Annotated in this window: 8 protein-coding genes and 1 pseudogene; 6 read left to right on the top strand and 3 right to left on the bottom strand. The window is 34.6% G+C overall.

From position 1 onward, the window contains the following. Positions 1–156 precede the first annotated feature (156 nt). The 5 genes from ABD935_RS01915 to ABD935_RS01895 all read left to right on the top strand — a co-directional run bounded on the left by ABD935_RS01915 (position 157) and on the right by ABD935_RS01895 (position 10,734). Positions 157–1,068 carry an IS1595 family transposase gene (locus ABD935_RS01915; RefSeq protein ID WP_345189843.1) on the top strand — a complete coding sequence of 304 codons (912 nt, stop codon included), beginning with the start codon at positions 157–159 and terminating at the stop codon, positions 1,066–1,068. A 170-nt stretch (positions 1,069–1,238) separates the two neighbouring features. Then, positions 1,239–4,499: a SusC/RagA family TonB-linked outer membrane protein gene (locus tag ABD935_RS01910; RefSeq protein WP_345189841.1), complete on the top strand. Its 3,261-nt coding sequence runs from the start codon at positions 1,239–1,241 to the stop codon at positions 4,497–4,499. Positions 4,500–4,537: 38 nt separating this feature from the next. Next, complete coding sequence (locus ABD935_RS01905) at positions 4,538–6,088, top strand: RagB/SusD family nutrient uptake outer membrane protein (RefSeq protein WP_345189839.1); 1,551 nt, start codon at positions 4,538–4,540, stop codon at positions 6,086–6,088. A gap of 20 nt (positions 6,089–6,108) precedes the next feature. Further along, positions 6,109–7,311 (top strand): PKD domain-containing protein, encoded by a 1,203-nt coding sequence (locus ABD935_RS01900; RefSeq protein ID WP_345189838.1) that lies wholly within the window; start codon positions 6,109–6,111, stop codon positions 7,309–7,311. A 93-nt stretch (positions 7,312–7,404) separates the two neighbouring features. Continuing rightward, positions 7,405–10,734, top strand: coding sequence for a CRTAC1 family protein (locus tag ABD935_RS01895; protein ID WP_345189837.1), 3,330 nt, complete (start codon positions 7,405–7,407; stop codon positions 10,732–10,734). 91 nt (positions 10,735–10,825) lie between these two features. On the opposite strand, the gene ABD935_RS01890 is transcribed toward ABD935_RS01895, so the two are convergent. After that, on the bottom strand, positions 10,826–12,979 hold the full coding sequence (locus ABD935_RS01890; protein ID WP_345189836.1) for a T9SS type A sorting domain-containing protein: 2,154 nt from the start codon (positions 12,977–12,979) through the stop codon (positions 10,826–10,828). A gap of 261 nt (positions 12,980–13,240) precedes the next feature. Between ABD935_RS01890 and ABD935_RS01885 the strand changes: the two genes are divergently transcribed. Further along, a complete protein-coding gene (locus ABD935_RS01885; RefSeq protein WP_345189835.1) occupies positions 13,241–14,077 on the top strand; it encodes a T9SS type A sorting domain-containing protein in 837 nt (278 codons plus the stop codon). 82 nt (positions 14,078–14,159) lie between these two features. Here the strand turns inward: ABD935_RS01885 and ABD935_RS01880 are convergent, their stop codons facing one another. Continuing rightward, positions 14,160–14,369 carry an alpha-L-fucosidase C-terminal domain-containing protein gene (locus tag ABD935_RS01880; protein ID WP_345189879.1) on the bottom strand — a complete coding sequence of 70 codons (210 nt, stop codon included), beginning with the start codon at positions 14,367–14,369 and terminating at the stop codon, positions 14,160–14,162. Positions 14,370–14,440: 71 nt separating this feature from the next. Continuing rightward, positions 14,441–15,691 (bottom strand): annotated as a pseudogene (locus ABD935_RS01875) (alpha-L-fucosidase). Between the last annotated feature and the right edge of the window lie 92 nt (positions 15,692–15,783).

Below are 15,783 nucleotides of genomic sequence, written 5' to 3'. Positions count from 1 at the left end.
GCTCAAACTGAACAAATTCATTTTGAGGTTTCTTTGCTATAGAGCTTACTATAGTCTGTCAGACCATAAAAAATCCTCTTTTTTAATATTATTATTGTATATCAGTAAACACTAATAATTTATTAAATTATCCTTATCTTTAATGAAAACCAAGTTATGAATATTTTTAGTTTTACAGCAGAATTTGACAGTGAGGAAGCCTGTCGCACACATTTTAAAGAAGCACGAGACAAGTTAGGTGTTGTCTGTAAACGCTGTTCACATACAGAGCATTATTGGATAAAAAGCCAATGGAGCTATGAATGTAAAAAATGCAGAAGTCGCACTTCTCTCCGTAGCGGAACCATAATGCAGAGTTCTAATCTGTCATTTTTGATTTGGTATAAAACCATGTTCTTGTTGACGGCAACCAAGAAAGGGTTTTCCTCTAAAGAGATACAGCGTCAATTAGGATTGAAACGTTATGAGCCAGTTTGGGCTATGGTCCATAAACTAAGAAAAGCTATGGGAAATAGAGATGACAGATATACGCTTGAAGGCATGATAGAAATGGACGAAGGGTATTTTACCATAGAAGCTTCTGAAAATGACCACAAAACACAAAAGGCAGGACGAGGAAGCAAAACAAAATCCAACGTAATGGTAATGGCAGAAAGCACAGTTCTTGAAGATTTGGACACGGGAAAAGTAGAGCGGCAATGCCGTTATTTTAAGGCAAAGGTTTTAGAGGACCATAAGGCAGATGGTACAGATATAACCTTTGAAAACGCAGTTGGTGGGGAGCAAACTATTGTCTTTACAGACCAGAGTACATCGTATGTTAACATTGCTGATTTTGTAGAACTGCGCATTAGTGAAAAATCAAGCGAAACAACAACAAAAGAAACCCTAAAATGGGTGCATATAGCAATAAGTAACGCAAAGCGTAACTTTGTTGGGAATTATCATAAAATCAAGAGAAAGTATTTGCAATTATATCTAAATGAATTTGTTTATAAGCTCAATCGCAGGTATTTTGGACAAAAAATCTTCGATAGGCTGGTTATCGCTAACATTACAGGGTTATGAGTAAAAACGGATATACAAAAAATACTTTAACATCAAGACCATATGTATTCTTAAATAAATCATTTGTTACCCTTCCAAGGAACAATTTTTAACAATTTTGTAATTCAAAACTTAAACTAAATAAAAATATGAAATTCCAATTGTTTAAAAATTTTAAAACGAAAGCTTTTGTGTCTACGCTCATTAGTCTTTTCTGTTTTAGTGTTTCTTATGGGCAATCTAAGACAGTTACTGGAATTGTTACATCTGGTGGAGAACCCCTACTTGGTGTAAACATTCTAGTAAAAAACACAACCAAGGGAAGTGTAACCGATTTTGATGGTAACTTTGAAATCAATGCTAGTGCATCAGATGTATTAGTTTTTAGTTATCTAGGTTACGTAACCAAAGAAGTTACTATAGGTGACAAGTCAGTATTAAAAGTTGTCTTACAAGAAGATGCTTCTAAACTAGATGAAGTAGTTGTTATTGGCTACGGAAGTGTAAAACGAAAAGACTTAACCGGATCTGTAGTATCTTTAAAAGCTGATGATCTTGACAAAGTAAAGAGTGTTTCCTTTGAAGGTGCACTAGCATCAAAAGCATCAGGTGTACAAGTAGTAAGTTCTGAAGGTGGTCCAGGAGCTGGATTTAAAATAAGAGTTCGTGGTGGATCATCTATTAATGCTAGTAATGACCCTTTATACGTTATTGATGGTTTTGCTATTGATGGAACCGCTCAAGGTACTGGTTTAGGAATAGGAAATAGTTCAACAAGCCCACTAGCTTCAATCGACCCAAGCACCATAGAATCCATTGAGGTCTTAAAAGATGCTTCTGCTACTGCTATTTATGGTTCTAGAGGAGCAAACGGTGTTATTATCATTACCACTAAAAAAGGTAAAAAAGGGAGGGCCGATTTTAACTTTGAAACTTATACTAGTTTTGGTACTATTTCAAATAAAATTGATTTATTATCCGCACAAGAGTTTGTCGATTGGAGATATGAATATACGCCATGGGACCCAAATAATGCAGGAGATCAATTTGTTGGTGCTTATAGAGACCAATATGGTAATGATTTAAACTTATTAGATCCTAGAGTGATTCTTACAGATTGGCAGGATGAAATTACAAGAACAGCTGTTACTAAAAATTACAAAGTATCATCAACTGGAGGCTCTGATAATAGTTCTTATTCTGCATCTTTTTCATACATCAATCAAGAAGGGATTATTAAAACCTCAAGTTTTGAAAGATATAATGGAAACTTAAGATTGGATCAAAATATTGGAGAAAGAATTAAAGTAGGTATGAATGCCAATATTGGTTTTAATAATACTGGTGGTGTAGTATCTGCAGCTTCTGAAAATGCCAATGGGCGCTCAGGTATTGTTACCAATGCTGTACTATTTAGCCCTGTACAAGGTATAACAAGATATGGTGATGCTGAATACGATGATGATGGTCGTTTATTATCTTTAAGAAGTGGTGATATATCCAATCCAAATGTTATTTTAGAAAGCGATATAAACTCAGGTACGCGACATAACATATATGGTAACGTATATGTACAGTATAAAATTGCTGATGGTCTAACTTTCAAATCATCACTCAGGCTTAATACTTTTGGTGGCAAAAATAAAAGGTATTTTTCAGAAAAATATGGGTGGGGTAGATCTGCGAATGGTAGAGCTTTTGTAGGAACTTTTCAAGGACAAGGCATAACATCAGAGCAAAACTTAAATTTCAGTAAATCTTTTGGAGATCACTCTTTAAATGTTACTGCTGTTTATGAACAACAAGCCACATCATTTGAAAATGTAACGTCGGCATCTACAGGTTTTGATTTGCCCAATATCAATTTAGATAATTTAGGAAGTGCTACGGTAACTTTACCAACACAATCTACGTTTTCAGATAATTCACTTAAATCTTATTTAGGAAGAATACAGTATGACTTTGATAACAGATTTACATTAAATGTAAGTGCGCGTTATGACGGATCTTCTAGATTTGCTGAAGGCAACAAATGGGGGTTCTTCCCATCGGCTGGGTTTGCTTGGAAAGTTAACAATGAAAAGTTTTTAGAGAATGTTGATTGGTTAAATAACTTAAAACTAAAAGTAAGTTATGGAGAAACTGGTAATACTGCTATTGGTTCCTATCGTTCTTTAGCATCAGCAGGATTAGCAAGTAGTATTTTTAATGGAAATAACTTAACAACTGGAGTTGCTGTTTCACGATTAGCAAATGAAGATTTAACATGGGAAACCACAGCACAAGTTGATGCAGGAATCTCGATAGCGCTTTTCAATAGCCGTATAAGTTTGGAGGCTGATTATTACAAAAAAGAAACTACTGACTTACTATTAGAAAGACCGTTACCGTCTACATCTGGTTTTAAAACAGCCTTTCAAAATATAGGTGCTTTAGAAAATAAAGGATTTGAATTTGCTTTACACACCGTTAATATTCAAAGTGATAACTTCACTTGGTCTTCAGATTTCAATATTAGTTTTAACAAAAACAAAGTATTAAATTTAGGAGGTGCCGATGAGTTTTTTGTAAGAGCTATTGGAGATAACCAAATTCAGGATGATTATGTAGTTAGAGTTGGCGAGTCTTTAGGTTCGATATATGGATTACAAGTTGATGGTGTATATAACTACGGTGATTTTGATGCTTTTGATGGTCTTAGTAATGCTCAAGCAGCTGAAAAAATTTATGCTGATGCTGAAGCAGCAGGTATCCCTTACTATGACGTAGTTTACACATTAAAAGATGATGTTGTATTATCTTCAGGACAACCAAACCGAAACAGTTATCGTCCTGGAATGCCTAAGTTTGCAGATCAATTAACGGTTGACACTAATGGTGATGGTATTCCCGACGCTGGAGATGGTGTAGTAAACTCAGATGATAGAACTATAATTGGTAGAACCGTTCCAGATCATTTTGGTGGATTTACTAATAACTTCTCTTATAAAAACTTTGATTTATCTGTACTTACTTCATGGTCTTACGGAAATGATGTATATAACAAAAATATTAAGCAAGCAACTTCTCAAGCTATACCTTATTTTAATAAATACGGAAGTGTTAGAGACCGTTGGACTCCAGATAATCCTAATACCGATGTTCCAGTAATTTGGGGTAATGGTGATGCCGGAATTTCTGGTAATGCGTATTCAGATTATGTAGAAGATGGATCTTTCTTAAGACTAGCTAATATAACTTTTGGGTATAGTCTTAAGAAAGACCTTGCAAAAAAATTAGGGCTAAAAAACTTAAGAGTATATGGCTCTGTTGATAATTTATACGTATGGACAAATTACTCAGGTTACGATCCAGATGTAAGTGTAGGTAATAATCAATTAACGCCAGGGTTGGATATTGATTCTTATCCAAGAGCGAGAACTTTCAGAGTTGGTTTAAACGTAGGTTTTTAACTATGTGTATGTTAACATTAATTATTAAAATGAAAAAAATGAAAACGAAAAAAATAAGCAGTTTATTCTTGTTATCCGTATTGATAGCATCGATAACGTCGTGCAATGAAGGGTTTTTAGACGAAAACCCAACAACCTTCGTAACACCTAATGCGCTATTAGTAGATAAAAATGGAGCAGAAACTTATCTAATAGGAGCCTATGATGCTGTACAAAATATAGTGAGCTCTGGTGGCAACGGTGTTGATGGATGGGCAATCCATTGGGGAACAATAGGTACCGACGAAGTGGTTGTTCCGCCATGGGGTGGCGATCGTAAATTAATCTATTTACAACAATTAACACCTACAAACAACACAGTTAGAAGTATTTGGGAAAACTTATACGTGGCATTAAATAGAGTAAATAGTGTTGTAGACCGGATTGGTGCTATGACTGCCAATCAAATTGATATAGAAGATAGAGATAATTTTGTAGCACAAGCGAAATTTTTAAGATCAACCATAAATTTCGCCTTGGTTTCCACTTGGGAAAATGTACCACTTATCAAAAATGAAGTAACCAGTTTAGATAATTTAGAAGTACCACAAGCAGCTCCAGATAAAGTATATGAATTTATTATCGAAGATTTAAAAGCAGCTGCAGCTATCTTGCCAGCAGAACAAGGTGGCGGTAGAGTAACCAAAGGAGCGGCTCAAGCTTTGTTAGGAAAAGTATATTTACAAATGACGGGGTTTCCTTTAAACCAAACCGATAAATTTGCTTTGGCCAGTGCCATACTTAAAGACGTTATGGACAGCGGTGTGTATAATTTATTAGCTAGTTACCCTGATGTTTTCTCATTAGATAATGAACAAAGTGTAGAAATGGTTTATTCTATAGGAATGGAAGGGCCTGGTAAGAATGAAGGTGGCTTATTAAGTACGTTTTACGGACCAAACGGAAATGTAAACAATGGCGGTGGCTGGGGAACATGTTTCATCAACCAAAACTTTGAAGCCAGTTATGATAGGGATGACATCCGTTTATTAAACAATATTGCAAAACATAATGCCAATGATTGGACTCCAGAAGACGGTATGAGCAACCCAGATGCTTGGACAGTTGCCAAAAACAACTGGAGAGGTTGGAAATGGCATGCACCGCAAGACGGCGCATCTCCAAATGACACACCTTTTGATAATCCATATATTCGTTATGCAGATGTACTATTAATGTATGCAGAAGCTTTAAACGGTCAAGGTCTGTTGACACAAGAAGTTATTGATATGACTGTAAACAAGTTAAGATCCCGAGCAAGAATGACCCCTACAGCTGTACCTGACATGGTTTTAGGTTCTTCTGAAGAAAATGCCACAGCCTTGTTGGATGAAAGACGTAAAGAGTTATGCCTTGAAGGTTGGAGACGAAATGATTTAATTCGTTTTGGAAAATACAAAGAAGCTATCTCTGGAATTACTCAAGGAGGACCAAATGCGGGAGACCCTGGTACAGAATATCAAGATTTTGAAATTAGATGGCCTGTTCCAAACTCCGAAATTCAAATTAATCCGAGTTTAGACCCAGATCTAAGCCCAGGGTATTATTAAAAACACTTAAAACTAATATTATGCAAAAAAATAAAAATATAGCTTATAGTTTCATATCAATGGTTTTAGTATTGCTAGTAACTACCACAGCTTGTGTAGAAGACTCTAATTTATTAGATGGTATTAGAGCCGGGAGCTTTAAAGCGACTGCAAACAAGCTATTAATTACAGAAGGTGAATCGATTACCTATACAGATTCTTCTCAGACAGTAAGTTCAAGAGTTTGGACCTTTGAAGGTGGTAATACCGCAACATCAACGGATGAAGTTGTTAACGTTTCTTATCCAAGTCCATCCCCTTCAATTGGAACTGGACAAGCTAGAGAAAACCAAGGGTTCAGTACAACTCTAGAAGTTACACACGAAGATGGTTCAGTTGAAAGCAATTTATTCAAAGTAAAAGTATTTCAAAAAGTAGTTCCTGATTTTGAAGCTGAAAAAACATCTGACTTATTCGGAAGCACCATTCAGTTTTTTGATAGAACACTTGACGGACAATCTACATTTGAAGAAGGCAGATTGGAAGACACCATTCTTTGGGAATTTGAAGGTGGCAACCCTGCTACAAGTACCGAAAGAAATCCTTTTGTCACCTATGCCGATCCTGGCGTGTATTCAGTAACATTAACCGTGGGACGTGGCGTACCGGCAAGTATCGGAACCACCACAAAAGAAGATTATATGAATATCTTGTTAGTTCCTCTTTGTGATGAAACTGTAAACCTCATAGATTGTGGTAATAATGATGGAGAAATTGCTGGTTTATCCAATTGGGTTGCTAGAGGAAATAGTGGTGAAGATAGAAACGCTAATTTATCAGTTTCAATGGAACGTTTTTCAGAAGGTACTGCGAGTTTAAAATATTTGTATGAAGAACCAGGAGTAGGTGCATTTACAAATAATACCTTAAGAATGGAAAACTATCCATTTACCGTAACAACAGCTGGTGATTACACAGTTTCTATGGATACTTTTGGAGATTTGATATCTACAACACATCCCGATTATGTATTTGAAATATCTACACCTGCAGCTGGTACAACAGCTGATGGTCCTACTAAACAGTTTTTTAGAACTGCCGGAGGCGCTTGGTTTGCTGCCTCAAGTACAAAAACCTTACAACCAGGTGATTATTATGTACAAATTAAAATGTGGAATACACCATTTCACACCGACCTAAATATGAATCTTTTTATTGATAACATTCAGGTAATTAGAAATTAAATAATTTAAATAGTAGTTTGTTTTAGTTTTAAAAAGCCTTTTTGTAAAAACAATTGGGCTTTTTTCAATTTAATAATTTCAGTACCTTTCCTTATGAGTATTTCAAAAAAAATTATAGTTATTATTTTACTGGTTTATAGTTGCAAGCAAGACAAACCGGAAATACATTTCAATTCAAATAGTAACAATAAGGGAAATAGCACCTTATTTAATTTAATCTATTCTAATCATAGCAACGTTACTTTCAATAATACTATTGAAGAAAATTTCAATAATTTCTTTGCGGTTTTTAACTATGTTTATAATGGTGCTGGTGTTGCTATTGGAGATATAAATAACGATGGGTTATCTGATATTTACTTTACAGGAAACGAAGTTCCAAATAAACTCTATTTAAACAAAGGCAATTTTAAATTTGAAGACATTACTAATTCTGCCGGTGTTTCTGGAGGAAATGGCTGGCATAACGGTGTGGTAATGGCTGATGTAAATGCTGATGGTTTTTTAGATATTTATATCTGTAGAGGAGGTAACCAAGATACGGTTGAAAACCGTGCCAACTTGCTCTATATTAATCAAGGAGATGATTCTTTTAAAGAACAGGCTAAAGTATATGGTTTGGATGACACAGGGTATTCCATTATGGCGTCTTTTTTTGATGCCGATAATGATAATGACTTAGATATGTTTTTAACCAACAGACCCAACACATTCTTCATGGGTTACGAACAGGTTTTAAAAGGAAAAGAAAAACAAGATAATCGTTTTAGAGATAAACTTTACATAAATACAAATGGCATCTTTAAAGAAAAAGGTGTAAAATCGGGTATAAAAAACAATTTTGGTTATGGCTTAGGGCTTTCAACCACTGATATAAATAACGATGGCAAGACCGATGTTTATGTGTCAAACGATTATTTAGAACGCGATTATCTGTACATCAACCAAGGAAAAAATAAGTTTCAAGATGAATTACCTCAACGTCTTAACCACGTTCCTTTCTACGCTATGGGTGTAGATGTAGTAGATTTTAACAATGATGGTTTTGAAGACATCATGCAATTGGAAATGTTACCAGAAGATTATGAACGTTCCAAAACCACTATGGCATCAATGAATACCAAGCTGTTTAACGACATGACCACAAATGGTTTTCATTATCAATACATGCATAACATGCTACAGTTAAATAGAGGAAATGGGGTTTTTAGTGATATTGGGCAATATTCAGGGTTATCTAAAACCGATTGGAGCTGGTCTTGTTTGGGTAGCGATTTTGATAATGATGGCTACAGAGATTTGTATATAACTAACGGTTTCAAAAGAGATATATGGGATAAAGACGCTAATACTAAGTTTCGTGAATATATGAGAAGCCCGCAAGCTAGAAATAGCACTAATGAACAAAAGGCGCAATACATCATCAATTTATTCAATGAAAACAAAATACCAAACTATATATTTAAAAATAATGGTGATTTAACTTTTACTGAAAAAATTGAAGCATGGGGTGTTAATCACGATAGCTTTTCTAGCGGTGCAGCCGTTGCCGATTTAGATAACGATGGTGATTTAGATATTGTAGTTAATAACATGAATGCTGAAGCGTACATTTATCAAAATACTTCAGAAAAACTTCAAAATAATTATTTAAAAATCAAGCTCATTGGCCCAGAAAAAAATACGACAGGTTTGGGTGCAAAAGTGAGCATCTATTATAACGACAAATTGCAATACCACGAATTTAAAACCGTAAGAGGTTATTTATCTTCTGTAGAGCCATTAGTTCACTTTGGTTTAGGAAAAACAGAAACTATAGATTCTATTAAAGTAGATTGGAATAACGGAAAAAAAAGCATTTCAAAAAACATAAAAGCAAATCAGCTTATAACTATCAATTATAAAGCGGCTATAAATATTAATTACATTAATAATATTACAAAAACATTGTTAAAAGACATTACTTCCAAAGTATTAAAAGCCCCTTTTATTCATAAAGAAAATAGTTATGATGATTTTAAAGATCAAATTTTATTGCCTCATAAACTATCGCAAAACGGGCCATGTATTACCGTAGGCGATGTAAACAACGATGGTTTGGATGATTTTTTTGTAGGTGGTGCTAGTCAGCAAGCAAGTACCATTTATCTTCAAACTAAATCACGCACTTTTATAGAAAAAAAACAGAGTATCTTTTTAAAAGATGCTCCTCATGAAGATGTTGGTGCAACATTTATTGATATTGATAACGATTTGGATCTAGATCTATACGTAGTAAGCGGTGGTAATGAATTTGATGCCTACTCCCCTATTTTACAAGATAGATTATATATGAATGATGGTAAGGGCAATTTTTCCAAATCCAATGACTTACCAGAATTAATCGAAAGCGGTTCTTGTGTTATCCCCTTAGATTTTGATGATGATGGTGATTTAGATTTATTTGTTGGCGGTAGACTCATTCCAAAAACCTACCCATTTGCGCCTAAAAGTTTTTTATTAGAAAACAATAAAGGCATATTTACAGACGTAACGGAAATTCTTGCACCAGAACTATCAAGAATAGGCATGGTAACCTCCGCAGTTTGGAGCGATATAGATGGTGATAAACAAAATGAACTTATTGTTGTTGGAGAATGGATGCCTATTACTATTTTTAAAAAAGAACAGAATATTTTTAAAAACGTTACCAAAACTTATAATTTAGATAAAACAAGAGGCTGGTGGAATACAATAAAAGCTGCCGATTTGGATGCTGATGGGGATACCGATTTTGTTTTAGGAAATCTAGGTTTGAATTATAAGTTTAGTGCGAGTCCAGAAAAACCATTTATTGTATATGCTAGCGATTTTGACCAAAATGGTACCAACGATGTGTTTTTAGCCAAACATTATAAAGACCGAGTGGTTCCTATAAGAGGAAAAGAGTGCTCGTCGCAACAAATTCCAAATATTTCAAAAAAATTCAAAACATATAATGAATTTGCCAAAGCAGACATTACACAAATTATAGGCAACACTGCCAATGAAGCCCTAAAGTATGAAGCACAAGAATTTGCTAGTATTATTCTAGAAAATGACAATGGCAAATTGAAGCTTAAAAAACTACCCATGGAAGCCCAATTATCTGTTATAAACGGCATTGATATTTTAGACATTAACCATGATGGAATACTTGATATTATATTAGCAGGTAATAAGTTTGAAGTTGAAGTTGAGACCACAAGGGCCGACCAATCTATTGGGGGGGTATTATTGGGAACAAAAAACGGAAACTACCGTGTTTTGAGCTATTTAGAAAGTGGTTTTTGTGAACCTACCAATGTAAAAGCCATAAATCAAATAAAAATGACAAATAACAGTATAGGAATTCTGGTGGGTATAAATAACGAGACACTTAAAATCTATACCAATAATTTCTAAACACACCAAATCTGTAAATTAAAATGGGAAGGATATTTAAAATATCCTTCCCATTTTAAACTTAGACTAGACAAGTAGCTTAAATCCGTTATTACTTCTTTATAAATTTACCAGTATAAACCCCATGTTGAGATTTCAATTTCACCAAGTAAACACCTGTTGACAAATCCTGTACAGAGATACTTGAACTTCCTTTTAGTCCATCAACAGAAATAGACTTCAACAGATTTCCCATTAATGAATATATAGCTATTGAGGTTTTATCAAAACCTTGGTTTCCTGCAAATCCAATATTCAAAAAAGTACTTGTTGGATTTGGATACATTTTTAAACTTGTTTCCTCATCAAATTCAGAAACACTAAGTGGCATCCCTGTATCTTCAATAGCATTTACGCCAGCAGTCCACTCGGTACCACCTCTTTCATAGGCTCCTATATCCGGCGCACTTCCTTCATAAGGCTTAACAAACCCAGAAATAACCATAGCTTGATCTATCACAACACTGCCAGGCTTTGGCATAAAATATTGATTATTAACATCTTCAAAAGGAGAAACAGTAGATATTAAATTATCCTGTATATCAAATTCCGCAGGGCCGTTCCCTGCAAACCAACTTCCTGTATTTGCAAAATTATTATATACTTTGTTGTTTTGTTGCGCAAAGCCATTTACCCAAGAATCCATAGCGCGCTCGGCATTCCAAATGGTATTATGAAAAAAGTCTAAATCAGTATTGTTCCAGTTCACTTGGTAGCCGCTCCAAGATACGTTCCATACCACATTATGGTGAACTGTGTACCCTTTACTATTATTATCCAAATAGATACCTGCTGCTTTCCCTGGCCCATCAACTTCATGAGAATAGCTTGGAGCAGTAGCGTCATGAAACCAATTATGGTGTATTTCCGTATTTTTTAAAGTTGCCCCTCCTACCGTATAAAACACACCTGAATCACTATTTATCAATTCCGAAAAAGACACATCATTATAGGCTACTTCACAATTATCTCCACTAACGTAAATACCGTCTCTTCCGGCATTAACAATGGTGTTTTTTAATATTTTTACATTATCTGCAAGAGACCTAATGGGCGTAGTATGTATTCCTAAATAATCAATATTGCTTACATAATTTCCTTCTATAGTTGAGTTATGCGCTCCAGACCATTTTTCAACAGTTATACCATTAGCCGAACTATGATTTATGTTGCAGCCTTTAACCCATGTGTTTGCTCCTCTAACTTCTAGGGCAGCATTTCCTATATTTGCTGTGGTATTGGTTAAATCATCGTGCAATGCTGTTCCATGTGTAATAGTGTTGTTTAAGAAAATGTTATTAGTGCCTTTAACTAAAACGCTTCCCCCAAAAAATTTTATATCTTCTACTTGAATATAGTTTCCATTTAATTCTGCAGCATATTTCTCGGTGGCAAACTCTACTTCCCCATCTAAAGGCATACTACCAGTGGCTGATTGAAAATAAAGGGTTTGACTAGTACTATCATAAAACCATTCCCTAGCATAATCCAAGGCTTCCAGCTTATTGAATAAATACAACTGCCCTCTATTATTGCCTGAGTAATTTCTCCACACAGTTGGATTGTGCGGATTAAAAGGCCAGCTATTAACATTTACGCCTGTATGATCTATTCTAGATGTTGTACTACTGGTTATGGTTCTGTTCCAACTTGTTCCTGAATGCGCACCTAGATAATATACCAATCCACCAGTCCAATCTATACTAGGTATACCACTTACTAGAAAATGTGAACCATCCCCGCCAGTTACAGGAATAGAGTTTAATGTCCAACGATTATTGTCTGTGTTATTGGGCCATCTGGCCAAATCCATATATTCGTCGTTATGATAGACTGCACGATACCTACTAGTAATCGCCATATTTACATTGGCTTTATAAATATTGCCCGTATGCAATTGCCAACCATCAACAACAGTAGTCGCTCTAATTTCTACATTTTCTCCACTAGCAGATTTAAAAGTTAAGTAATTGCCTGCCGTTCCGCTTTTGTTTACTAATAATTTTTCCTCGTAAATACCTCCTCTAATAATACAAACATCCCCTGCGGACATCACTGAAATAGCCTTACTGAATGTTTTGAACGGACTGTCAATTGTGCCATTATTGGCGTCGTCCCCATTAGTGGCCACATATATATTTTGGGCGAACAAGGAAGTTCTTAGGAGGAAAACAATAATGCATAAAAAATGTAGAATTTTATTCATTTTGAATAGTTTTTATATTTAAAATAAAACTAAGGCTTAAATTATCCAATCTACTGTTTATAAGGCTTTATTAAGGCTACTTATGTCTAAATTCAATAAATATATTCACCTAATACTTTATTTATAATTAAAACCTTTAACCAACAAAACTTTTAAACTTTTACATGTATAAAACCATATGTTATCCTAAAAAAAATATATGGTTCAAGTAAAACCAATGAGCATCATTAAGTTTACTAAAATAATCTATAAACCCTTATTATGATGAAAAAATTACTTTTTACAACATTATTATTTCTTTTTGCAACTGTTGCTATGACCGCACAAATCGATATCTTTGATATGGAAATAACCCCTCCTGCAACCAAACCTGACGTTACGCTTACTCCTTCAGGACCAGGAGCGCCAATAAAACCTACTGTAACTTCGGTAACTGATCCAGACGGCACAAGAACAGGAAACAGTGTTGAATATGTTAAGACTACCGGCTGTGGCGGATGGAATGCTTTACAGGCCGTATATGATGGAACTACAGAACTGGGTAGCTACAACTTAGATGTGAACAGGTTTTTTAGATTTAAGGTATATTCGGTAGATAAGACAAATTTTGAATTACAAATTCAAATTGGCAACCCTGACCCTGGTAATTATTTAATCACTAAGAATGTTACCGTGGCTTTGAATACATGGACAGAGTTTGAAATTGATTTAAGCGGCACTCCAGGAAGCCCTGTGGATCCTGATGTAGATATTAATGTTCCCGCTGGAACTAATACTTTTACTAGATTCTTTTTTGACAGATCTACTGCAGGTGCTGGAGAAACATATTACATAGATGATGTTGCTGCTAATCCTAGTGCTACTTTAAGTTCGAAAAATTTCGATATTAAATCTGTTTCAATATACCCAAACCCAACTACTGATAGATTGGCTATTTCAACTAATGAGCAATTTAAATCTATTCAGATTTATAACGTTCTGGGCAAAACAGTTAAAACTTTTAAAAACACAAAAGAACTGAATGTTTCTGATTTGAATGTCGGATTATATTTCTTGAGAACAGATACAGGTTTACAAGCTAAGTTTATAAAAAACTAAAAAGAACAATCTATTTTGTTACAAAAGCCCCTGTTTACATGAACAGGGGCTTTTGCTTATTTTTCTAATAGTCCAAAAACACCTATTCCGATAAAACCTTAAATACAAAGGCATGTTTCCCTACTTGTTTTTCTGGTAAATGAATGTGCAAACCATCTTCTTTAACATCAAATTCTATATTCCCATTATAGCCTAATAATTCAATAGATTTTATGATCTTGTCATAATACTCATTTCCGAGCTTTAAGCTGGAAATAATAGTTTCATTGGTTTTAGGCCAATCTAAAACAATGGTATATAAAATAGCTCCTTTTGTGGTAAAACGGATGTCATCCGAAGTATTATCTGGGTTTTTATTTTCGCTTAATGGCCTTCAACTATCTGTGCTTTGCCTTCACCATAAATTCTAAAGGGTCGTGTGCCATAAATGGCTTCTCCATTTATCTTTAACCACTCTCCCATTTCCAATAAACGCTCTTTAACAGGTTCAGGAATTTCACCATTGGCCTTTGGCGTAATGTTTAACAAAACTGAACCATTTTTACTTACCACATCCACTAAAAAATCAATGAGCCTATTGGCTGATTTATAATTGGGGTTGCTGATATGTGATCACGATTTCCAGTCTATGGAATCATCTTTGAGCCAAGGAAAATCTTGCTTTTCACTCATTCTAGAACGCTCCAAATCTAAAACCGCACTACCTTTGGCGAAGTCATAAAATTTATAGGTTGAAACCACCTCTTGTTTATTTTTAGCGGCATGATTATAATAATAGCCTAAAAAATCTTTTCTATAAGAGTCGCCAATCACGTCCATTTTGTTATCAAACCATACTAAATCAGGATTGTATTTATCAACAATTTCTTTAAGTCTAGCTAACCATTTTTTATTGAATTTTTCATCTGCTAAAGGGTAATGTTTTTGAATGCCTGCATCAATTTGATGAGGGTTTAGTGGATATTGAAAATCACCTTTCTTCATTTTTGGCCCGTACAACCCTTCAAATTCTGGATTTGATGCGTCTGTAGTTTCATCCCAAGTAGGAAACCAACCTAATAACCAATGTCTGTGAAATGTAGCGATAAACTTCATATCACGCTTTCTTATTTCCTTTGAAAGTTCTCCCATGATATCGCGTTTGGGGCCCATTTCTTTGGCATCCCAAGTTGTTAAATTGCTATCCCACATAGTAAAACCATCTGCATGTTCAGATACAGGGCCTGCAAATTTTACTCAAGCCTTTTTAAATAATTCTGCCCACTCAGCGGCATCAAATTTTTCAGCTGTAAACATGGGGATAAAATCTTTATAACCAAATTTATCCAATGTTCCATAGGTTTTCACATGATACTCATAAAATTTACTGGCCTTCCCGTCTTTAGCTTCTGGGTTGTCTTTATTAACGTACATCCAATGGGCATACCATTCGTTTTCGTATTCAGGAACAGAGTATGGTCCCCAATGGCAATAGATTCCGAATTTAGCATCTAAAAACCATTCTGGGGTTTCATGCTTTTTTAAGGATTCCCAATCTGATTCATATACTACTGTATTTTTTACAGAATCACTTTTCTCTTTATGTTTTGTATTGCAAGAAACAAATAAAAACATGATGAATATTATAGATAAAATTTGATTTATTTTTATCATTTTAGATTGGCTTTAAAATTGAACTATATAAATTATAATATTGTTGGAATGGT

The sequence above is a fragment of the Algibacter agarivorans genome (genome assembly GCF_039543245.1).
GTDB lineage: Bacteria > Bacteroidota > Bacteroidia > Flavobacteriales > Flavobacteriaceae > Algibacter_G > Algibacter_G agarivorans.
Note: the sequence above shows the minus strand (reverse complement) of the source record. Positions and strands in the feature narration are given on the sequence as shown.